The sequence below is a fragment of the Streptomyces sp. NPDC002520 genome, from assembly GCF_053595235.1.
Genome location: NZ_JBSFXG010000027.1, coordinates 1 through 21873, shown reverse-complemented (window position 1 = coordinate 21873; position 21873 = coordinate 1). Strand labels below are relative to the sequence as shown.

General features: G+C 72.3%; 17 protein-coding genes and 1 pseudogene. 5 read left to right on the top strand and 13 right to left on the bottom strand.

The genetic code is table 11. The features are described from left to right. The first annotated feature begins 147 nt into the window (after positions 1–147). On the top strand, positions 148–1029 hold the full coding sequence (locus tag ACWD5D_RS30560) for a universal stress protein (protein WP_451376003.1): 882 nt from the start codon (positions 148–150) through the stop codon (positions 1027–1029). Between the two features lie 21 nt (positions 1030–1050). Here ACWD5D_RS30560 and ACWD5D_RS30555 read toward each other — a convergent pair whose 3' ends face one another. Together ACWD5D_RS30555 and ACWD5D_RS30550 are read right to left on the bottom strand one after the other, a co-directional pair. Next, positions 1051–1797, bottom strand: coding sequence for an MBL fold metallo-hydrolase (locus tag ACWD5D_RS30555; protein WP_451376002.1), 747 nt, complete (start codon positions 1795–1797; stop codon positions 1051–1053). An 86-nt stretch (positions 1798–1883) separates the two neighbouring features. Next, a complete protein-coding gene (locus tag ACWD5D_RS30550) occupies positions 1884–2513 on the bottom strand; it encodes an alpha-ketoglutarate-dependent dioxygenase AlkB (RefSeq protein WP_451376001.1) in 630 nt (209 codons plus the stop codon). A gap of 113 nt (positions 2514–2626) precedes the next feature. Between ACWD5D_RS30550 and ACWD5D_RS30545 the strand changes: the two genes are divergently transcribed. Both ACWD5D_RS30545 and ACWD5D_RS30540 read left to right on the top strand, forming a co-directional pair. Then, complete coding sequence (locus ACWD5D_RS30545) at positions 2627–3253, top strand: TetR/AcrR family transcriptional regulator (RefSeq protein ID WP_451376000.1); 627 nt, start codon at positions 2627–2629, stop codon at positions 3251–3253. Positions 3254–3289: 36 nt separating this feature from the next. Then, a complete protein-coding gene (locus ACWD5D_RS30540) occupies positions 3290–4963 on the top strand; it encodes an FAD-binding dehydrogenase (protein WP_451375999.1) in 1674 nt (557 codons plus the stop codon). A 21-nt stretch (positions 4964–4984) separates the two neighbouring features. Here the strand turns inward: ACWD5D_RS30540 and ACWD5D_RS30535 are convergent, their stop codons facing one another. Next, entirely contained in the window at positions 4985–5335 is a 351-nt protein-coding gene (locus tag ACWD5D_RS30535; protein ID WP_451375998.1) for a DUF488 domain-containing protein, read from the bottom strand. 163 nt (positions 5336–5498) lie between these two features. Here ACWD5D_RS30535 and ACWD5D_RS30530 point away from each other — a divergent pair, with 163 nt between their 5' ends. After that, positions 5499–6926: a M1 family metallopeptidase gene (locus ACWD5D_RS30530; RefSeq protein ID WP_451375997.1), complete on the top strand. Its 1428-nt coding sequence runs from the start codon at positions 5499–5501 to the stop codon at positions 6924–6926. A gap of 188 nt (positions 6927–7114) precedes the next feature. On the opposite strand, the pseudogene ACWD5D_RS30525 reads toward ACWD5D_RS30530, so the two are convergent. After that, positions 7115–7516: pseudogene (locus ACWD5D_RS30525) on the bottom strand (LysR substrate-binding domain-containing protein); the annotation flags it as partial. A gap of 242 nt (positions 7517–7758) precedes the next feature. Here ACWD5D_RS30525 and ACWD5D_RS30520 point away from each other — a divergent pair. Beyond that, positions 7759–9075 (top strand): MFS transporter, encoded by a 1317-nt coding sequence (locus ACWD5D_RS30520; protein WP_451375996.1) that lies wholly within the window; start codon positions 7759–7761, stop codon positions 9073–9075. A gap of 4 nt (positions 9076–9079) precedes the next feature. Here ACWD5D_RS30520 and ACWD5D_RS30515 read toward each other — a convergent pair whose 3' ends face one another. The 9 genes from ACWD5D_RS30515 to ACWD5D_RS30475 all read right to left on the bottom strand — a co-directional run. Beyond that, positions 9080–9535, bottom strand: coding sequence for a cyclic nucleotide-binding domain-containing protein (locus tag ACWD5D_RS30515; protein WP_451375995.1), 456 nt, complete (start codon positions 9533–9535; stop codon positions 9080–9082). Positions 9536–9850: 315 nt separating this feature from the next. Further along, positions 9851–12097 (bottom strand): FUSC family protein, encoded by a 2247-nt coding sequence (locus tag ACWD5D_RS30510; RefSeq protein WP_451375994.1) that lies wholly within the window; start codon positions 12095–12097, stop codon positions 9851–9853. A gap of 108 nt (positions 12098–12205) precedes the next feature. After that, entirely contained in the window at positions 12206–13582 is a 1377-nt protein-coding gene (locus tag ACWD5D_RS30505) for an NAD(P)/FAD-dependent oxidoreductase (protein WP_451375993.1), read from the bottom strand. Between the two features lie 202 nt (positions 13583–13784). Continuing rightward, the gene (locus ACWD5D_RS30500) at positions 13785–14222 is read right to left on the bottom strand and encodes an ATP-binding protein (RefSeq protein WP_451375992.1); all 438 of its coding nucleotides are present in this window, start codon (positions 14220–14222) and stop codon (positions 13785–13787) included. Positions 14223–14498: 276 nt separating this feature from the next. After that, the gene (locus ACWD5D_RS30495) at positions 14499–16403 is read right to left on the bottom strand and encodes an AMP-dependent synthetase/ligase (RefSeq protein ID WP_451375991.1); all 1905 of its coding nucleotides are present in this window, start codon (positions 16401–16403) and stop codon (positions 14499–14501) included. Positions 16404–16550: 147 nt separating this feature from the next. Further along, positions 16551–17639, bottom strand: coding sequence for a glutamate--cysteine ligase 2 (locus tag ACWD5D_RS30490; RefSeq protein WP_451375990.1), 1089 nt, complete (start codon positions 17637–17639; stop codon positions 16551–16553). 94 nt (positions 17640–17733) lie between these two features. Continuing rightward, positions 17734–19941 carry a 1,4-alpha-glucan branching enzyme gene (glgB, locus tag ACWD5D_RS30485; RefSeq protein ID WP_451375989.1) on the bottom strand — a complete coding sequence of 736 codons (2208 nt, stop codon included), beginning with the start codon at positions 19939–19941 and terminating at the stop codon, positions 17734–17736. A gap of 3 nt (positions 19942–19944) precedes the next feature. Further along, positions 19945–21309 carry a maltokinase N-terminal cap-like domain-containing protein gene (locus ACWD5D_RS30480; protein ID WP_451375988.1) on the bottom strand — a complete coding sequence of 455 codons (1365 nt, stop codon included), beginning with the start codon at positions 21307–21309 and terminating at the stop codon, positions 19945–19947. A gap of 31 nt (positions 21310–21340) precedes the next feature. Continuing rightward, positions 21341–21873 (bottom strand): alpha-glucosidase C-terminal domain-containing protein (locus tag ACWD5D_RS30475; protein ID WP_451375987.1); only part of this gene is annotated, 533 nt, incomplete at its 5' end.

Below are 21873 nucleotides of genomic sequence, written 5' to 3'. Positions count from 1 at the left end.
GCCCATCGTATGTTCGATCGCCCGGGTTCGCTCCGGTTCACGGCAGGTCCGTGATCATCCGCCCCTGTGGCGGGGACATGGGCACGACGTGGTGAAGACTGATCACAACCGATCTCCGCGGACGCGGAACGACGAGGAGGCCCACGCATGACACGCCCGATCACGGCAGGGGTGGACGGTACGGAGGAGAGCCTGGCCGCGCTGGACTGGGCGGCCAGGGAGGCCGTACGCCGGGGGCTGCCCCTGCGCGTGGTGCACGCGTGGCGCTACGCCGAGTCGCTCGCCACGGCCGACCGGGACACCCAGCACGGCTGGGTGTCGGACGGGGTGGCAGAGGCCGTGCGCACCGTCTCCGGCCGGCACCCCGGGCTCGAGGTCCATGGGGACGTGCTGGAGGGCGGGCCCGCGCGGGTACTGTCCGACACCGCCGAGGACGCCGAGATGCTGGTCCTGGGCTCGCGCGGGCACGGTCCGCTGATCGGGTTCCTGCTCGGCTCGGTCGGCCGGCACGTGATCGCCGAGACGACCCGGCCCGTGGTCCTGGTGCGCGCCGGGGACCAGGCGGCGACGGAGGCCGCGGGACGGGACGTCGTGGTGGGCCAGCACGGAACCCCGCAGGACAGCGCGGCCGCGCTGCGGTTCGCGTTCGAGACGGCGGCGGCCCGCGGGGCCGGAGTGAGGGCCGTACGCGCCTGGACCCTGCCGCCGGTCTTCGCCTACAGCCCCGGCTCCCTCAAGCTCCTGGACGACGCGGGCGGTCTCGAGCCGTACGAGAAGCAGGCCCTGACCGAGGCGCTTTCGCCCTGGCGGGAGCGCTTCCCGGACGTGCCCGTGACCGAGCACGTGGAGATGGGCAGCGCCGGGCAGGTGCTGTTGTCGGCGGCCCCTCGCGCCCAGCTGATGGTCGTGGGCCGCCGGGCGCACCGCACGGCCGTCGGCGCCCGCATCGGCTCGGTCACGCACGGGGTGCTGCACCACGCCGGGTGCCCCGTGGCCGTGGTTCCGCAGGAGCCGCCCTCGCACGGGTGAGCCGCTGGTTCCACGGCCTTGCTAGGAGGCCCGTGACAGGGCCAGTTCGGCGGCGGCGCGTACGGAGCCCCGGTGGACCGGGCCGTGCCCGGGAAGCAGGACGTCGCCGTCGAGCGCCCCGATCAGGTCCAGCGAGGACACCGCCCCCGCACGGTCGTGCTGGAAGAAGTCGAGCAGCAGCTGGGGCCCCTGGATCCGTGAGGTGGCATGGCCGCTGACCAGGGCGTCTCCGGAGATCACGATCCCGGCGTCGGGCAGGTGGTAGACGCAGTGGCCGTCCGTGTGGCCAGGGGTGTGCACGGGGACGGGACGCCCCGGCAGGTCGAGCGGGCCCTGGGCCGGGAACGGGTCGGGAGCGGTGACGGGGTGGTCGGCGGCTCCGCCCACCCGGATCACGTGCACCGCCCAGGGCACCACGCCCGGCCGCCAGGCGTTGCGCAGCACGTCCGCGACGGTGGCCTGCTGGAGGAAGTCCCGGCGCGCGTGCGGGACTTCCGCCGGGTGCAGGTAGACCGGGGTGCCGTAGGCGCCGCGCAGGTAATCGGCGGAGCCCACGTGGTCGTTGTGCGCGTGGGTGATCAGGACCGCGGCCACCGCCTCCGGTGAACTGCCCACCTCGGCGAGGGATTCGAGGACGCCCTGCCGGTCCCCGGGGTAGCCGGTGTCCACGAGGGTGACGGAGTCACCGTCCTTGAGGATCACCCAGTTGACGTGGTTGCCGTGCACCAGGAAGGTGCCGTCGGCGACCTGATGTACCTCTGTGCGCATGATCTCCCAGCCCCTCGCGACAAAACGCCGGGGACAGCCAATCAGATGCGCGTCGCGTCCGCGCGTGCGGCGTCCCGGGTGGTGTGTCACTGCACGCCGTGCGGCCGGAACTGGACGCTGATCCGGGGTCCGGTCGCGCGCGTGGTCTTGGGGACGCAGTGTTCCCAGGTGCGCTGGCAGGAGCCGCCCATGACGATGAGGTCGCCGTGTCCCAAGGGCCGCCGGACGCTCTCGCCGCCGCCTCCCGCGGGCCGCAGCAGCAGGTCCCGGGGCGCGCCGACGGACAGGATCGCGACCATCGTGTCCTCGCGGGCCCCTCGCCCGATCCGGTCGCCGTGCCAGGCGACACTGTCCCGCCCGTCACGGTAGAAACACAGCCCGGCGGTGGTGAACGGCTCGCCCAGTTCCTCGGCGTAGTGCGCGCTCAGGGCCGCGCGGGCCTCGTCGAGCACCGGGTGGGGCAGCGGGTCGCCCGCGCGGTACTGGGCGAGCAGACGCGGTACGGCCACCACGTTGTCGTACATCGTGCGGCGTTCCTCCCGCCAGGGGACCTCCTCGGCGAGGTGCTCGAACAGGGTGTCGGCGCCGCTCAGCCAGCCCGGCAGCACGTCGATCCAGGCGCCGGTGCCCAGTTCGGTCCTGCGCAGCCCGTCGAGGGGACCGAGGCGCAGTTCGTCGGTCTGGTCGAACAGGGAGCCCTGGAGGTGGGTGGCCATGGGGTCAGCCTACCCCTTAATCGAAAATGCGTTCCCATAATCGAAGCTGTCGAAGCCCCTTTCGATACATTGATGTATCGGATACATTCACGTATCGAACGGGGGTGGCGGTGATGACGGCACAGGGCACGGCCCGGCGGGTCACCAGGCGACGTGCGCAGACACGGGCCAACCTGCTCGACGCCGCCTTCGCGGTCTTCGCCGCCAAAGGCTTCGGGCGGGTCTCCATCGAGGAGGTCTGCGAGGCGGCCGGCTACAGCCGGGGCGCCTTCTACTCCAACTTCGCCACCCTCGACGAACTGTTCTTCGCCCTGTACCGGGACCGCGCCGACCTCATCGCCTCCCAGGTGGCCGACGCCTTGGCGAAGGACGGGCCGGACCTCGACGTGCCCGCCTCCGTGGACCGCGTCACCGAGGTCCTGCTGCTCGACGTGGACTGGCTGCTGGTGAAGACCGACTTCCTGGTGCACGCGGCCCGCGACCCGGCCGTCGCCCAGGTCCTCCTCGACCACCGCACCCGGCTCCGCGAGGCCGTCGCCGACCGGCTCTTCCGGGCCCGGGGCCACACCGAACTGCCCGCCGTGCTCGGCGATGTCGACAGCGCGGCCCGCGCGGTCGTCGCGGCCTACGACGGCGTCACCGTCCAACTGCTGCTGGACAAGGACGTCGACGCGGCCCGCACCTGGCTGGGGCAACTGCTCACGGCCCTGCTGACCGACGGCGGCGGCACCCCTGAATGAGTCGTAGACGGACGTAGACGAAGGGACACGGACGCCATGGACGCGGACGTCATCGTCGTCGGAGCGGGCCTCGCCGGCCTGGTCGCGGCGCACGAAATCACCAGCCGGGGCCGACGGGTCGCCCTGGTCGAGCAGGAGAACGCCGCCAACCTCGGCGGCCAGGCGTTCTGGTCCCTCGGCGGGCTCTTCCTCGTCGACTCGCCCGAGCAGCGCCGCCTCGGCATCAAGGACTCCTTCGACCTGGCCTGGAACGACTGGCGGGGCAGCGCCCGGTTCGACCGGCTCGAGGACGAGGACTCCTGGGCGGTGCGCTGGGCCCGCGCCTACGTCGGGTTCGCGGCCGGCGAGAAGCGTTCCTGGCTCCAGGGGCACGGCATCGAACTGCTGCCGAGCGTCGGCTGGGCCGAGCGCGGCGACCTGCGGGCGGACGGCCACGGCAACTCCGTACCCCGCTTCCACATCTCCTGGGGCACCGGCACCGGCGTCGTCGAGCCCTTCGTCCGCCACGCCCGGCAGGCCGCCCGGGACGGGCTGCTCACCTTCTACCACCGCCACCAGGTCGACGAACTGGTCATCGAGGACGGCGCGGCCCGCGGGGTGCGCGGCACCGTCCTCGCCGACGACGACTCGCCTCGCGGGGTCGCCTCCAACCGCGACCGCGTCGGCGAGTTCGAACTCACCGCCCAGGCCGTCGTCGTCACCAGCGGCGGCATCGGCGCCAACCACGACATCGTGCGCCGCTACTGGCCCGAGCGGCTCGGCAAGGCCCCCGCCGAGATGGTCACCGGCGTCCCGGCCTACGTCGACGGCCGCATGCTCGACATCAGCGCCGCCGCGGGCGTGCGCCTGGTCAACCGCGACCGCATGTGGCACTACACCGAGGGCCTGCAGAACTGGGACCCCGTCTGGCCCGGCCACGGCATCCGCATCCTGCCCGGCCCGTCCTCCATCTGGCTCGACGCCCTCGGCCGCCGCCTGCCCGACCCCTGCCTGCCCGGCTACGACACCCTCAGCACGCTCAAGTACCTGCGCACCACCGAGGACATCGCCGGATACGACCACTCGTGGTTCGTCCTCACCCGGAAGATCGTCGAGAAGGAGTTCGCGCTCTCCGGCTCCGAGCAGAACCCCGACATCACGGCCAAGGACCGCAAGGCCGTGCTCAGGGACCGGCTGCTGGGCAAGGGCGCCCCCGCGCCCGTCCAGGCCTTCGTCGACAAGGGCGCGGACTTCGTCACCGCGAACACCCTGGAGCGGCTGGTCGAGAAGATGAACGGCCTGACGGACAAGCCGCTGCTGGACGCGGCCGAGGTGCGCGGCCAGATCGAGGCCCGCGACCTGCAGATGGCCAACCCCTACAGCAAGGACTCCCAGGTCCAGGGCATCCGCAACGCCCGCCGCTACATCGGCGACCGGCTCGGCCGGGTCGCCTCCCCGCACCGCGTCCTCGACCCCGCCGCCGGGCCACTGATCGGCGTCCGGCTGCACGTCCTGACCCGCAAGACCCTCGGCGGCATCCAGACCGACCTCGACTCCCGCGCCCTCGGCGCCGACGGCGAGCCCGTCGACGGGCTGTACGCGGCCGGCGAGGTGGCCGGCTTCGGCGGCGGAGGAGTCCACGGCTACAACGCCCTGGAGGGCACTTTCCTCGGCGGCTGCCTCTTCTCGGGCCGGGCGGCCGGCCGGCACGCGGCACGGCAGACGGGCTGACTCGCGGGGCCGGTGCGCGGCTCAGTGCTTCAGCAACTCCGTCAGCACCGCCGCATGGCTCGTCTCCGGCGTCCTGGACGCCGTCAGGAGGGTCACCGGGCCCTTGCGGGCCGATCGCCTGAGGCCGTCGAGCAGTTCGGCGGCCTCGGGCTCTTGTAGTTCCGCCTCGTAGCGGTCCCGGAACTCGTCGAACGAGCCCTTGTTGCCGTGGTACCAGCGGCGCAGTTCCGTGGACGGCGTGAGTCCCTTCGGCCACTCGTCGAACTTCGCCTCCTTTTTGGTCATTCCGCGCGGCCACAGCCGGTCCACCAGTACACGCAGGCCGTCGTCGGGCTCGGGCGGGTCGTAGATCCGGCGCACGCGAACGCTCACGGTCGTGCCTTCCTCGGGTCGCGGACGGTGCGGCGAGCGTACTTCGGGCGCTCGGCGGTCCAGTGCCGCGACGCGGCGTGACTTGACCTGATCGAGGGGGAACGCACACGGCCGGTGCCTCTAGTCTGTGCGGAATCGATCGCGCCCCCCCGGAGGACCGCACGTGACGTCAACTCGCAGACCGGCCGTACGACGACGCACCGCAGTCCTCCGCCGCGAGACGGTCCTCGCCACCGTGCCCGTCGCCGTGGCGGCGGTGCTCGGGGCCGCGGCCCCGACGGCGGCCGGCGCGACCGGCGCGGCCGGCGCCGGCGACCCCTACTTCCCGCTCAGCGGCAACGGCGGCTACCACGTCCGCCACTACGACCTGACGCTGCGCTACGACACCTCCTCCCGGCACCTCGACGGCAAGGCGGTGCTCACCGCCCGCGCCACCGAGCGACTCAGCCGCTTCGACCTCGACCTCAAGGGACTGAAGGTCACCGGCGTCACCGTCGACCACGCCGCCGCCGGCTTCACCCGCAGCGGCCAGGAACTCGTCGTCACCCCACGCCACGTGCTCCACGAGGGCCAGTCCTTCCGGATCACCGTCACCTACAACGGCACGCCAGGGCCCGTCACGGACCCGGACGGCTCCGCCGACGGCTGGATCCCCACGGACGACGGGGCGTTCGTCGCGGGCGAACCGCAGGGCGCGATGACCTGGTTCCCGGCGAACGCCCACCCGAAGGACAAGTCGTCGTACGACTTCACGATCACCGTCCCGAAGGGACGCACCGCCGTAGCCAACGGCGTCCTGGCCGGGCAGCACACCGAGCACGACCGCACCACCTTCCGCTGGCACCAGCCCGAACCCATGGCCGCGTACCTGGCCACCGCCACCGTCGGAAAGTTCGCGCTGGAGCGGTACACCACGCCCGACGGCATCCAGGTGGTCAACGCCGTCGACGCACGGGAGGCCCGGGACGCCGCGCCGGTGCTGAAGAAGCTGCCCTCCGTACTCGCCTGGGAGAGCAGGCTGTTCGGGCCCTACCCGTTCCGCGCCGCCGGTTCGATCGTCGATCACGCACCGGACGTCGGCTACGCCCTGGAGACCCAGAGCCGGCCGGTCTACGACTCGGCACCCGACCTCGCCACCCTCGTCCACGAGAACGCCCACCAGTGGTTCGGCGACTCCGTCGGGCTGACCGCGTGGAAGGACATCTGGCTCAACGAGGGCTTCGCCACCTACACGGAGTGGCTCTACGACGAGCAGCACGGCGGCCGGAGCGCCCAGAAGACCTTCGACGCGCTCTACGCCCGCCCCGCGAGCGACGACCTGTGGGCCTACCCGCCCGGCGACCCGGGCAGCGGCAAGAACATCTTCGGCACGCCGGTCTACGACCGAGGCGCCATGACCCTGCACGAACTGCGCAAGGCCGTGGGCGACCGGGTCTTCCTGCGGACCCTGCGCACCTGGGCGGCCGAACACCGGGGCGGACACGGCACGACGGCCCAGTTCGTGAAGCTCGCCGAGCGCTTGTCCGGCAAGAAGCTCGACGGGCTCTTCCACACCTGGCTCTACGCCAAGGGCAAACCGAACCGCGCCTGAGCCCCGGCGAGCCGACGCACTCCCCGCACGCGCCGTGTGCGCCGGCCCCGGCACGGCTCCCTGTCACTACCGACGGGGAGCCGTACTCGGTCAGCAGGTCGAGGAAGGGGCGGGCGGGGAAGGCCTCGGGGCCGAGGACGCGCGCCCGACCAGGCACCCGTGGCGAGGAGTTCGAGCAGGCGTCCGGTTCAGCCGCGCAGCGCCTGCGCCGCCGTGGCCGTCACCGCCTCCGCCAGGGCTGCCAGCGCGGGGGAGTCGAGCTTCCACTGCTGCCAGTACAGGGCCACGTCCATCGACGCGTTCGGCAGCGGGCGGGCCTGGGACTCCGGGACCATGCCCCAGCCGAGGCCCGCGGCGACAGCGGCGACGAATCCCTCCGAGGTGGGCACGTAGTGCCGCAGCGGGCCGGCGCCGCTGCCGCCCACCCGGCGGACGAAGCCGTCCTGGAAGTCGTCCTTGCGGTCGAGGGCCACGACAGGGGCCCCGGGCAGCACGTCCGGCAGCGGTCCGGCGAGATGGCGGTCGGCGAAGCCGGGCGCGGCCACCGGCAGGTACCGCATCCTGCCGAGCGGCCGGACATCGCGCTCGGGGTCGGCGGCGTCGGTGCGGTGGTCGTGGCCTGGCCCGGGGCGGTGCGGGCGGCGGTCTGGTCGGCGGGGTCTTGCTGCTCTGCTACGGCGCCCTCGCCGCCCGCCGTGTCCTTGGGCCCGGCACCGGGCTGCGAACCGAGGGAGAGGCGGCGGGCTCGCGCAGGCAATCGGTTCGGCCGTCACAGGAGTTGCTGCGATAGTGAGGCTCGAATCGAAAGATGTATCGAGCAACCAGGAAATCCGTGGACACGAGCGAGAGCAGCAGTAGCAGCGGCAGCGGCACCGACCCCGACACCGCCTCCCGGGCCGCGCCGGCCCCGCCCCGGCGCGGCTGGCGCCGCTGGGCGATGGACACCCGGCCCCTGCGCATCCCGGCCTACCGGCGCCTGTGGTCGTCGACCGTCGTCACCGCCGTCGGCAGTCAGCTCACCGCCGTCGCCGTCCCCAAGCAGATCTACGACCTCACCCACTCCTCGGCCTGGGTCGGCTACGCGAGCCTCGCCGGTCTGGTGCCCATGGTCGTGTTCGCGCTGTGGGGCGGCGCGGTCGCCGACATGGTGGACCGGCGCAGGCTGATGCTGGTCACCAACAGCGGTATCGCGGTGACCTCGCTGCTGTTCTGGGCACAGGCCGCCACCGGTAGGGGCTCCGTGGTGGTCCTGATGCTGCTGTTCGCCGCGCAGCAGGCGTTGTTCGGGCTCAATTCCCCGGCCCGCAGCGCCTCCATCGCCCGTCTGGTGCCGGCCGAGGAGCTTCCGGCCGCCAACGCGCTCGGCGCGACCATGATGCAGACGGGCCTGGTGGTGGGCCCACTGCTGGCCGGAGCGCTGATCCCGGTCGTCGGCCTGTCCTCGCTGTACCTGATCGACGCGCTCGCCCTGTGCGTCACCGTGTGGGCCGTCTTCCGGCTCCCGGCGCTGCCGCCGCTGGGCGAGCCGGCCACACGCCGGGCCGGGCTGCGGGAGATAGCGGCCGGGTTCCGCTACATCGCCGGGAACAAGGTGCTGCTGCTGTCCTTCCTCGCCGACATCGTCGCCATGGTCTTCGGCATGCCCCGTGCCCTGTACCCGCAGCTGGCCGCGCAGACGTACGCCTCCTACGGCGAAGGGCTCGCGCTCGGCGTGCTGTTCGCCGGTATCGCGGTGGGCGCGGTGCTGGGCGGACTGTTCTCCGGGGTGTTCTCGCGGGCGCGGCGGCACGGCTGGATGGTCATCGGCGCCGTGGTCGCCTGGGGTGTGGCCATCACCGGGTTCGGCCTGAGCGGCAGTCTGTGGGTGGCGCTGGTCTTCCTCGCCGCCGCGGGCGTGGCCGACATGGTCTCGATGGTCTTCCGGCAGGCGATCCTGCTGTCCGCGGCGACCGACGAGATGCGCGGCCGGATGCAGGGCGTGTTCACCGTGGTCGTCGTGGGCGGGCCGCGCCTCGCCGACGTGCTGCACGGCACCGCCGGCTCCGCGTTCGGCCCCCGGGCCGCCGTGGCCGGCGGCGGCGTGCTCGTCGTCGCGGTGATGCTGGTGCTGGCCGCCGCGGTCCCGGCGCTGCGCCGCTACCGGATCTGACGGCCTACACCGGCCGCTGCCGCCGGATCGCGTACTGGTCCATCAGCTTGCCGCGGGTCGTCTCCAGGCGGTGGGCGAGGATCTCGGCCACCGTGCGCACGAGCGACAGCCCGAGCAGCGGGTCCTCCACGGACAGCGCGAGCACGGAGGGCCCGTCGAACTCGTAGGCCCGTACGTTGCTGAAGGCCACCGCCCCGAAGTCCCACCGGTACGGCGGGAACAGCCAGGACCAGCCGAGCATGTCACCGGCGCCGAGCGTGGCGACGGTGACGTGCTGCCGGGAGGTGACCTGCTGGTCCAGGGAGACAGCCCCGGAGCGGATCACCCAGAAGCGGTCGGCGACGCCGCCCGCCTCGAAGATCCGGGAGTCCTCCGGGAAGGAGACTTCCTGGGCCAGCTCCATCAGGCGCTCGCGCTGTGCCTGGGGCAGGGCGGTCAGCAGTTTTATCGCTTTGGTCATGGCGCGGGGCTCCTCGCCGGCGGCGGTTCGGGTGCTTTCCCTAAGCCCATTTCAGCCGCTGCCGCCGCGCCGAGCACCTCGAAGAACGCGGGTTTCGGCCGGTGAACCGTGCCGCGGACAGAAAAAAGCCCTGGCTGGACGGGGGAGACCAGCCAGGGCCGTATGTGGTGATGCCCGGAGGATGCGCGGGGGTCGGTCCGGCTTCACTCCGTCACCAGGTATGCGTGAACGATAAACCATCCCCTGGGCGCTCGCACAACCGAGAACGGGCTAAGTGACCCGTTTCACTCGTGTGGCGTCAGGCCTCGCACGTCGTCACTTCTTCGGCCGCTCGACGCGCAGGCCGAGGGGCCGCGCCAGGCCGGTCACCGCCTCGTCCAGACGCTGCAGATGCCGCAGGACCCGGTCGGTCACCCGGCCGTAGCGAGGGGTGCTCAGCGTGCCCGGTTCCAGCATCGACGCGATGCTCGGGCCGGTCTCGATCTCGGCCGTCGAGCGTGAGTCCCGGACATGCGCGGCGATCGCCTCGATGTTGTGCACGATCCGCGCACAGACCCCGCGCAGCCGCGGATCCGCCGCGATCGACGGGTGGGTGGGCAGCAACTCGGCGGTGGCCGCGAGCGAACGCCCGTGGTACGCGCACGTCTCCAGCAGCGCCACGACGTACTGGGCGGTGTTCCGGCGGGCGCGCAGCGGGGTCAGACGCTGGGTCAGCGGTTGCGTGCCGGCCCGCAGATCCGCCAGCGCCTGGTCCAGCTCGCGCGCCTTGTCCACCAGGTCGGCGTACGGATTGCCGCTCAGCTGGTCCACCGCCGCACGGGTGAGGTCCGCCAGCTTGTCGAGGACGGCGACGAGCAGCTCGTTGGTACGCCGGTCGGTGTTGACCGGCAGCACGACCGCCGCAGCGAGCACCCCGCAGGCCGCGCCCAGCGCCGTCTCCTCGATGCGCACCACGAGCACCGAGAGGCTGTACGTGTTCAGCAACGTGTAGAGCAGTCCCAGAGCCGCCGTCACGAAGAACGACATCAGCGTGTAGGACAGGGGAGCGGAGTAGAACATCGCGAAGACGAACACCAGCACCAGCGCGAACGCCGTCCACGTGTGGTGCCCGACCAGTCCGGCGAGCCCGATACCGGCCACCACGCCGAGGACCGTGCCGAGCAGCCGCCGGTACCCCTTCACCAGGATCTCCCCGGTGGACGAGGTGTTGACGAACACGATCCAGCAGGTCAGCACCGCCCAGTACCAGCGGTTGCTGGACAGCAGCTCGCCCCCGGTGATGGCCAGGCAGGAACCCACCGCCACCTGCACGGCCGCCCGGGTGGTCGGCCGCCGCAACCCGGTCGGCGCCGCCTCGGCCTCGCTCTCCTCGCTGCTCTCGATGGCGGCGTTCTCGGCGTCCAGCTCCTCGCGGGAGCGCGCCGTCGCCGGGGAGTCGTCGGACTCGTCCTGCGGCCCCTCCAGGGCGGTCCGCAGCCCGACCACGGCCCGCGCGAGCTCGCCGAGCCCACGGAAGACGTCCTGCACTGGCGCGGACGCCTGCGGCAGCTGGTCCTCCTCGCGGTACCCCAGCAGCCGGTTGCGCACGTGCGCGAACGCTGTGCCCGAGGCCTCGCCCACCGGCCGCACCACCAGCAGGCGCAGCGCCTCCAGGTCCCGGCGCAGAGCGGCGGTCGCCTCGTCCCGCACCGGCAGTTCGCCGCCCGAGGGCACCGGGGCCCCCGGCAGGTGCAGGGTGAGCGTGTCGGTCCGCGCCGCACTGCGCGCGGTGAGCAGCATCAGCCCGAGCCGCTCGGCCGCGACCTCGGTGTCGGCGACCCGGCGCTGCAGCAACCGTGCCATCGCCTCGTCGGAGGTGCCGTCCTCGAGGCGGCCCTGGATCATGAGCGCCGTCTCGTGCAGCCGGGCGGTGCCGGTGCGCACGTCCTCCAGAACCTTGTCCACGTCGTCGGGACCGGCGTCCAGCAACTCGATCTGAGCGGTGATCAGCTGGCCGAGCCGGGCACGGAAGGCCTGCCGCAGCCTGCCGAGCGTGACCGCCGGGCTTCCCGGCAGCAGCACGAACCGGGCCACGGCACTGCACACGAAGGAGATGGCGATGACGGCGTACAGGGCGGGCAGGGTGTGGGTTCTCGCCTGGACGAACAGCGACAGGAAGTAGATCTGGAAGCCGATCAGGCCCAGTGCCGTGCCGCGGTCGCCGAACCGGCGGCTGTAGACGGCGCAGAACATGAGCGCGACGAAGAACAGGTCACCGACCACGACCCACTGGTTCAGCACCGCGCCCAGTGTCACCGACACCAGCGCCACCGGCAGCCCCAGGGCCAGGGTGACGGCCTGGGAGGAGCGTTGCTTCTCCCCGATGGCGAAGGTCGCGACCATCGCGGACACGGCCCCCGCCACCAACTGGGGCACAGGGACACCCATCAGGGCCAGCACGGCGAGGGTGAGAGCGATGGAGGTCACCGTGCGCAGCCCCGCGGCGAGCCGCAGCAGCCCGGGATCGGACGCCGCGAGCCGGTCCCACAACCGCACGTGCACCGCTCGTCCCGCTGCCCTCACGCCGCCGCGCTCTCTCCCTGTCGGACCATGATCTTCGACCTGCATCGTACGAGGTCCCGGGTCACTCGCCGCAAGGAGAGGCCGGCGGTCCGCGGTGCCGGGAGCGCCTCAGGAACTCCCGGCCGCGCCGCCCTCCACCTCGGAGTGAGCCTGGTCCTGCGTCAGATAGGTGTCCGTGTACTCGAAGTCCTTCAACCGGGCGGGCCTGCGGGACTGGAAGCCGGTGCGGACGAAATCGTCGCCGGCGACCGCGTTCAGCAGCCAGTTGGTCATGACCCGGACCTTGGCGACGTTCGTGCGCAGCGCCGACCAGTGGTAGCCGCGGGCCACCAGCTGGGCGAGGACGCCGCGCAGTTCGATGCCCAGCGGCTTGGACACGGCGTCCTTGCCGCCGAGGTCGACGACGAGGCCCAGGTCCTTGTGGACGTACGGCTGGAGCGGCTGCCCGCGCAGCGCCGCGATGACGTTCTCCGCGACCTTCCGGCCCTGGCGCATGGCGTGCTGGGCCGTGGGCGGGCAGATCGCGCCCTCCTCGTGCTTGGCGAGGTCGGGTACGGCCGCGGCGTCGCCGAGGGCGAACACCCCGTCCTGGCCCGGCACGGTCATCTCCGGGGTGACCACGAGCCGGCCGCGGACCGTCTTTGCACCCAGCGTGCCGATCAGCGGGCTGGCGGCCACACCCGCCGTCCAGATCAGGGTGTGGGTCGGCACCACCCGGCCGTCGGTGAAGGTGACCTCGTCCTCGCTCACCTTCTCGATGGACACGCCCAGCGAGATCTCGATTCCCCGGCGGCCCAGGATCTCCTGGGCGCTGCGGCCGAGCTTGTCGCCCAGTTCCGGCATGAGCTTCGGCGCGATGTCGATCAGATGCCACTTGATCAGGCTCGGGTCGAGGCGCGGATAGCGCTGCACGGCCGCGTGCGTGAGGCGTTGCAGGCAGGCCGCTGTCTCGGTGCCCGCGTATCCGCCGCCGACCACCACGAACTGCAGTCGCGCGGCACGCTCGGCCGGGTCGTCACTGGCGTCCGCCAGGTCCAGCTGCGAGATGACGTGGTCGCGGATGTAGGCGGCCTCGGCCAGGGTCTTCATGCCGAACGCGTAGTCGGTCAGACCCGGAATGTCGAAGGTGCGGGTCACGCTGCCCGGCGCCAGCACGAGATAGTCGTAGGGCTCGTTGACGACCTCGTCGGTGATGGTGCGGATGACGGCCGCCTTGGCCCGCAGGTCCAGGCCGATCACGCCGCCCGGCATGATCCGGGTGCGGTACTTCTTGCTGCGGCGCAGGGAGACGGCGATCGACTGCGGCGTGAGCACACCGGAGGCGACCTGGGGCAGCAGGGGGAGGTAGAGCTGGTAGGAGTGCGGCGTCACCAGCGTGACGTCGGCCTCGTCCGGGGCGAGTTTCCGCTCGAGGCGGCGGACGCACTCGACTCCGGCGAAGCCCGCCCCCACCACCAGGATCCTGGGTCGTGTCACGGTGTTCATCCCTTTCTGCGGCTCCAGGCCGGTCCGACTAGACGCCGTTCGCATGCCCTGGACCGTTGCCACCACATCGATCCCACCGTGCCCTGGGCCGTTGCGCCAGTCGGGTGCGGCAGGCAGACGAACGCGTGGGCACCAGCATGCCCCCACGAGGCCGGGTGTATCCGGATCTCGCACAGATACACATCGAACTCATGTGGCCCGGTCACCAGGGCAGGAACACGTGGATGTCCTTGCCGTGGTCCTCCACGACCACGCTGACCTGGTCGCACAGCGTGTGCAGCAGGTGCCAGCCGATCCCGCCGCCGCCCGTGGCCGGGTGGAACGGCCGTGGCTTCGGGCGGACGGTGCTGGTGTCGTGCAGGGTCACGTGCACCCCGTCGAAGGTGCGGCGCAGCACCAGCCCGAACGGCCCGGGCGCGTACTGGATCGCGTTGGCGGCCAGCTCGGTGACGACCAGCAGGATGTCGTCCCAGGAGTCGGGCGCGCCGGGCGGGGCGTCCCGGGCGAGGACGCCGAGGAACTCCTCCGCGGCGAGCCGCGCGCCCGTCACATTGCGCAGCTCACCGGGGAAGGAGAACGCACGCTCGTAGCGCTCCTCCGAAAGCGGTGCACCGTCCCACCGCGGTGGCTCTTTCGCCATCTCGCCTTCTCCGGCCCCGTCCGCCGGGCCGTCCCGGCCCCGGGGACGGGGCGATCGCCGCTGCCGCTCACCCCCGCACCGGGCGGGTTCCCACAGCCGGGCCGAGTACGCCCCCGACCGGGCCTCACCTACCGCACCGGCGGCACCTTTGGCCGCCACGAGCACCGCCACGGTGCGGGTCGACCGCCCACCGGGAGGTGCCGGCCACCGCTCGACGGCACCCTTTCGGTACACCGCCGCCGGTAGCGCGCCGCCGGTACCGCGCCGCGCGAGCGCCTACCGGAAGACGTCGTCCTGCTCGTCCCAGTCGGCAGGCTCCACCGGGACCCGCCGCAGCGCCGCGACGGAACGGGCCTCGTACATCGCGTCGATCTCGGCAGCGTAGCGCCGGGCTATGGCGTCCCGGCGCAGCTTCATGGACGGCGTGAGCAGCCCGTTGTCCGCGGCGAACGGCTCCTGCAGGATCCGGTGGACCCGGATGGACTCCGCACGGGACACCGTGCTGTTGGCCGCGGCGACCGCGCGGGCGATCTCCTCCCGCAGCGCGTTCTCCTCGCGCGCCTCCCGGCCCGGCACGTCGCCCGGGAGTGCCAGCGCGGCCCGCCAGTGCGCGAGGAACTCCGGGTCCAGGGTGATCAGCGCCCCCACGCAGGGCCGGTCGTCGCCGACGACCAGCGCCTGGTGCACCAGGGGATGCATGCGCAGCCGCCGCTCCAGCGGCGCCGGGGCCACGCTCTTGCCGCCGCTCGTGATGATCACGTCCTTCTTGCGGCCGGTGATCGTCAGATAACCCTCCGAGTCCAGCCGCCCGATGTCCCCGGTGGCCAGCCAGCCACCGCGCACCGCGGCCCGGGTCGTCGCCCGGTCGCCGACGTAGCCCTGGAACACCGACGGGCCGCGCACCAGGATCTCCCCGTCGTCGGCCACCTGGATGTCGGTGCCCGGCACCGGCCGGCCCACGGTCCCCGACTTCTCCCGGCCCAGCGGCTGCATCGTGACCCCGCCGGAGGTCTCCGTCAGCCCGTACCCGTCGTTGACGTACACGCCGATGCCCTCGAAGAAGAGGGACAGCTCCCGGTCGAGGCTGGAGCCGCCCGACGTGCCCCGCAGGATGCGCCCGCCGAGCGCGGACCGCAACCTGCGGTAGACGGTCCGTTCGTACAGGGCGTGCTGGAGCCGCAGGTCGAGGCCGGGCCCCGGACCGCTGCCCAGCCGCCGGCGCTCCTCGGCGTCGGCGAAGTCCCGCGCGGTCCGCGCCGCCCGCTCGAACAGCGCACCCCGGCCCGCCTGCTGGGCCGTCCGCAGGAACGTCTTGTACAGCTTCTCGAACACCGACGGCACGCCGTACAGATAGGTCGGCCGGAACGTGCGCAACGCCGAGCCGAGCGCCTCCCCGGACGTCTCCGGCTCGTACGCCATCAGGACCCCGCCCCGCAGACAGATCTGCTGGATCATGATCCCGTACACGTGCGAGAACGGCAGGAACGCCAGCACCGACGGCTGCTCGCCCGGCGGCGCCGCGGCGTGGCCCCAGCCCGCCAGCAGGGTGTCGCACGGGTAGGCCAGGTTGCCGTGGCTCAGTGCGCAGCCGAGCGGGCGGCCCGAGGTGCCGGAGGTGTAGGCGATGACCGCCGTCGCGTCCGGCAGCACGAGCCGGCGCAGCGACTCCACCGTGGTCAGCGGCACCGTCCTGCCCTGCTCGGCCAGCCGGGACAGCGCGCCCGCGTCCAGCTGCCACACGTGCCGCAGCCGGGACAGCCCCGCGCACACCGTACCGACAGTCATCACGCCCTGCTCGTCCTCGACCGCCACGGCCACGCACCCGGCGTCCCGCAGGATCCACTCGACCTGCTCCCGTGACGACGCCGGATGGATCGGCACGACCTCCGCGCCGACGGTCCACAGGGCGTGCGCCAGCACCGTCCACTCATAGCGGGTACGGACCATCAGGGCCACGCGGTGGCCCGGCGAGATCCCGGCGGCGACCAGTCCCTTGGCCAGGTCGACCACCGCGTCCCGCAGCTCGACCGCCGTGATCTCCTCCCACACGGCGGAGGCCGGATCGGCGCGCCGCGCGAGCACCGGCAGCGTCGGATCGGTCTCGGCGGTCTCGAAGACGGCGTCGGCGAGCCCGCCGGTGAGCGGCGGGACGAAGGCTGGAGCGGGTGCGACGTCGTGCACGAGCGGCTCCCGGGTGTGCGGAGGGTGACTCCGCCGACCGGCACTGTCGTCGGCGGTGCTCGAATGTAGCCCAGGCAACCGGTTTCGGTGCCAGGAAGGGGCAAGTCGTGATCGGCTGATGATCCGCGCGTGTCCGAAGTCGTTCTCTCAGTCCTGGGTGCGGCGCACGCACGCCGTGACGACGTCCCGCAGACTGCCGGTCCGGTCCAGGAGCGCCCGCTGCTCGCGGGCGCCGTCGCCCCGGCGCAGCAGCTCGGCGACGGCCTCCTCGACCAGAGCCGTGTCACCGCTGTCGGCGAGCGCCTCCCCGGTGTGTTCCAGCAGCGCGCGCAGCACCTCCGGGGCAGGCCGCGGCCGCATGGTCACGGGGTCGAGCAGGTCCTGGTCCAGGCCGGAGCGGGCGGCCTGCCAGGCGGCCATCCGCAGCATGCTCACGCTGTGGTCGAGGGGCGGCCGGCCCGCCCGCCACTCGCGCGCGGCCGTCTCCACCAGCGCACGGGCCAGCGTGGCGACGAGCACGGTGGTCCGCGCCCGCAGGCACACGTCCGCCACGCGTATCTCCACCGTCGGGTGGCGCACCGACAGACGGGCGTCGAAGTAGACCATTCCCCGGTCCAGGATGACCCGGCTGGCCACCATGTCCGCCACCTGCCGGTGGTACCGCGCGGCCGAGCCGAACAGCTCGGTCGGCCCCGCCGACGGAGCGCGCCCCCAGAGCCGGCTGCGGTAGCTGACGTAGCCCGTGTCCTGGCCCTGCCAGAACGGGGAGTTGGCACTGGCCGCGCGGAGCACCGCCAGCCACGGCCGGAGCCGGTCGAGGACCGCGACGCCCTCCTCGTCGGACTCCACCGACACATGCACATGGCAGCCGCACACGAACTGGTCGTGCGTGGCGGTCCCGAACTGTCCGGCCATCCACCGGTAGCGCTCGTGCCCGTTCAGAGCCGGGGTGACCGGCAGCGGACAGGTGGCGAGCGCGACGACCGCGCAGCCGGTCCCGCCGGCGAGCAGGGCCGCCTCCTTGCGGCAGTGCACGATCTCGGCGCCGAGGGACGCCATGTCCCACTGCGGACGGGTGGCGAACTCCAGCATCTGCCCGAACAGTTCCTGATGGAACACGTCCTGCCCGGGATCGCCCTCGGCGGCACGGGCGAGGACGGCGGCCGACAGCGCCTTCGGCTCCCCGCTGTCCGGGTCGACCAGGAGGAGTTCCTCCTCCACTCCGACAGTGCGCACGCGGTACCGCCCTTCTCTTCACGACACGAGGAGCAGTCGTTGGGTCTGTACGACCCTGACTGCCCCTCGTGGCGGCCCGCCGACACCTGCGGGTTCAGCGCATGGGCGTCAACCAGACAGTGGAGAGCGGCGGCAGCGTGAGCCGCAGGTGCCCGTCCTCGGCCTTGAGCGCACCGGGGGCGCCGACGGCGACACCGCCGCCGCCGTACTTCGCCGCATCGGTGTTCAGCGCCTCCTGCCAGGCAGGAACCTCCTGCGGGACCCACAGGCGGTAGTCGTCACGGACGACCGGGGAGAAGTTCGACACCGCGAGCAGTGGGGAGCCCTGGTGGTCGTAGCGCAGGAAGGCGAAGACATTGTCGTCCGCCGCGTCACACAGCACCCACCGGAACCCGGCCGGATCGGTGTCCCGCTGCCACAACGCCGGCGTTGCCCGGTACAGCGTGTTCAGGTCGCGCACCAGATCCTGTACGCCCCGGTGGTCGCCCGCGGAGTGGTAGTCCGCGTCCAGCAGCCACCACTCCGGGCCGTGTTCCTCCGACCACTCCGCTCCCTGGGCGAACTCCTGCCCCATGAAGAGGAGTTGCTTGCCGGGATGCGCCCACATGAAGCCCAGATACGCACGGTGGCCGGCACGCCGCTGCCACCAGTCGCCCGGCATCTTCGAGACGAGGGCCTGCTTGCCGTGCACGACCTCGTCGTGGGAGATGGGCAGCACGTAGTTCTCGCTGTACGCGTACACCATCGAGAACGTCATCTCGTTGTGGTGGTACTTGCGGTGCACGGGATCGTGCTGGATGTACTCCAGCGAGTCGTGCATCCAGCCCATGTTCCACTTCAGTCCGAACCCGAGCCCGCCGCTGTCCGTCGGCCGGGTCACCCCGTCCCACGCCGTGGACTCCTCGGCGATGGTCACCACCCCCGGGCAGCGCCGGTAGACGGTGGCGTTCATCTCCTGCAGGAAGGCGACGGCGTCCAGGTCCTCCCGGCCGCCGAAGGCGTTCGGCACCCACTGCCCGGAGTCACGGGAGTAGTCGAGGTAGAGCATCGAGGCGACGGCGTCCACCCGCAGCCCGTCGATGTGGAACTCCTGGCACCAGTAAACGGCGTTCGCCACCAGGAAGTTGCGCACCTCGGTCCGGCCGAAGTCGAACTCGTACGTCCCCCAGTCCGGGTGCTCCGCCCGCCGGGAGTCCCCGGGCTCGTACAGCGGATCCCCGTCGAACCGGCCCAGCGCCCAGTCGTCCTTGGGGAAGTGCGCCGGCACCCAGTCCATGATCACGCCGATCCCGGCCCGGTGCAGCGCGTCGACCAGGTGCTTGAAGTCGTCCGGCGAACCGAGGCGGGGGGTCGGCGCGTAGTAGGAGGTGACCTGGTAGCCCCAGGAGCCGCTGAAGGGATACCCGGCGACCGGCATCAACTCCACATGCGTGAAGCCCATCTCCTTGACGTACGCGGGCAGTTCGTCCGCCAATCGGCGATACGTCAAACCCGGTCGCCAGGACGGCAGATGCACCTCGTACACCGAGAACGGCGCCTCGTGCACGGGCGTGTCGCCGCGGTGGGCCATCCACTCCGCGTCGCCCCACGCGTACCGCGACACCGCCACGACGGACGCCGTCGCGGGCGGTACCTCCGTGCGGCGGGCCATCGGGTCCGCCTTCAGGAACCGGCCGCCGTAGCGGGAGGTGATCTCGAACTTGTACCGGGCGCCCTCGCCGACACCCGGCACGAACAGCTCCCACACACCGGACGCGCCGAGCGAGCGCATCGGGTACTGCGTGCCGTCCCAGTACGTGAAGTCTCCGGCGACCCGCACCCCCTGGGCGTTCGGCGCCCACACGGTGAAGCGGGTGCCGGCCACGCCCTGATGGGTCATCGGCTCGGCGCCCAGCGCCTGCCACAGCTGCTCGTGCCGGCCCTCGCGGATCAGGTGCAGGTCGAGTTCGCCGAGCGCGGGCAGGAAACGGTACGGATCCTCCACCTCCTGCCCGGTGTCGTCGTACGCCACCAGCAGCCGGTAGGAGGGGATCTCCGCGTACGGCAGCACCGCCGCGAAGAGCCCGTCGCCCTCGGAGGCGAGGGGGGCGTGCATCCCGTCGACCAGCACGCCGACGGCGCGGGCGTTCGGCCGCAACGCCCGGAACAGGATGCCTCCCGGCGCCGGATGAGCGCCGAGCAGGGCATGCGGATCGTGATGGGCGCCGCCGAGCAGGCGGGCGCGGTCGCCCGGATCGAGGGGCACGGCCAGGGGCCGCACGGGTCCCGCGGACTCGGGGAGCGAGGTGTCGCGCAGTGCCATTCCTCAGCCTCCCCACACCGCGAGCCGCTTGATCGCGGCCATCGGAACCGGAAGCCAGTCCGGCCGGTGTCTCGCCTCGTACAGCACCTCGTACACCGCCCTGTCCGTCTCGTGAGCGCGCAGCAGCGCGTGCTTCTTTCGTGGATCCCATCCGGCCCGCGCGGCATAGCCCGCGCAGAACGCCTCCCGGCAGCGGCGCGCCCATTCCGGTCGCCAGGGGCGGCGCTGCCGGGCCGCGTAGTCGAAGGAGCGCAGCATCCCGGCGATGTCCCGCACCGGGGAGTGCGCGGCCCGCCGCTCGGCGAGCGGACGGGAGGGCTCGCCCTCGAAGTCGATGACGAACCAGTCGCGTCCCGCCTGCAGCACCTGCCCGAGATGCAGGTCACCGTGGATGCGCTGGGCCGCCGGCCCGGTGTCGCAGGTGGCCAGGGCGCCGAATGCGGCCCGCAGGCCGGGGACGTACTGCCGCAGTCCGGGCACGGCGTGTGCGGCGGCGTCCAGTCGCGCGCACATCGCCTGTGCCGTCCGGCCGTTGTCGCCCTGCCCGCCCTGCGGGAACGCCTCGGCCAGCGCCAGGTGCACCTCGGCCATGGCCCGGCCCAGTTCGCGGGCCTCGGTGGTGAACTCGTCGCCCGCGGCCAGGGCGTCCAACGCCAGCGTCCAGCCGTCCGTCGCGTCGGGCAGGAACGGCTGGAGCACACCCAGTGTCGCCGGGCGCGGAGCCGTCGTGCTAAACCAGGCGACGGGCGCGGGCACCCGTCGGCAGCCCTGCGCGGCCAGCGCCCCCGGCACCTCCAGATCGGGGTTGACGCCCGGCTGGATACGGCGGAACAGCTTCAGGATGTACGCGTCGCCGTACACGATCGACGAGTTCGACTGCTCGGCGTCCAGCAGCCGCGGGGGCAGTCCGCCGGGCAGCCGGGCCTCGGGGGCCGCCTCGAAGCGCAGCGGACCCGCCGTGCCGGGCTGCCGCATCCGTTCCAGGAGCAGCTGGGCGGAGCGCGGGTCGTGCAGCGCGTCGTACACCGCGAGACCGGCCAGCGTGCCCTGCTCGGCGCGGCCGATGTACGCCCGTTCCAGGCGCGGCGCGAGCTGCTCGCGCAGGCCGAGGAGCAACTGGTAGCAGTCGCCGGGCGGGGGAGTGCCGCCGGGAGTGGGCAGCGGGGCGTGCGAGGCATGCACCAGAAGGTGCAGACAGCCCGGGTACAGCTCCGTCACGGACAGCACCGACAGATCGGTGACCGGCCGGTCCTTGCCGGCGAACCAGCGTTGCTTCGGCAGCCATTCGCGCAACAGCCCGCTCAGCGAGGCCAGGGGCCGTTCGGCGCCGGCCGCGGTCGTGGGCCGGAGCGTGATGGTCTTCGGCATGGTGAGGCGTCCTTTCCTCGGCGCCGGGCGCTCAGTGGCGGCGGCCGATGCGGGATGCGACCCGGGTGAGCCGGAACCAGTAGAAGCCGTGGCCCGCCAGCGTCAGCAGGTACGGCAGTTCCCCGATGGCCGGGAACCGCACTCCGCCGATCAGCTCGACCGGGTGCCTGCCGTCGAAGACCCGCAGATCGAGTTCGGTGGGCTGGGCGAAGCGGGAGAAGTTGTGCACGCACAGCACGAGGTCGTCCTCGTACTCCCGCAGGAAGGCCAGGACCGCCGGGTTGGAGGACGGCAGTTCGGTGAACGAGCCGAGGCCGAAGGCGGGGTTCTGCTTGCGGATCTCGATCATGCGGCGCGTCCAGTGCAGCAGGCTGGACGGGGAGGACATGGAGGCTTCCACGTTGGTGACCTGGTAGCCGTAGACCGGGTCCATGATCGTGGGGAGGTAGAGCCGTCCGGGGTCCGACGTCGAGAAGCCGGCGTTGCGGTCGGGGGTCCACTGCATGGGGGTGCGGACGGCGTCGCGGTCGCCGAGCCAGATGTTGTCGCCCATGCCGATCTCGT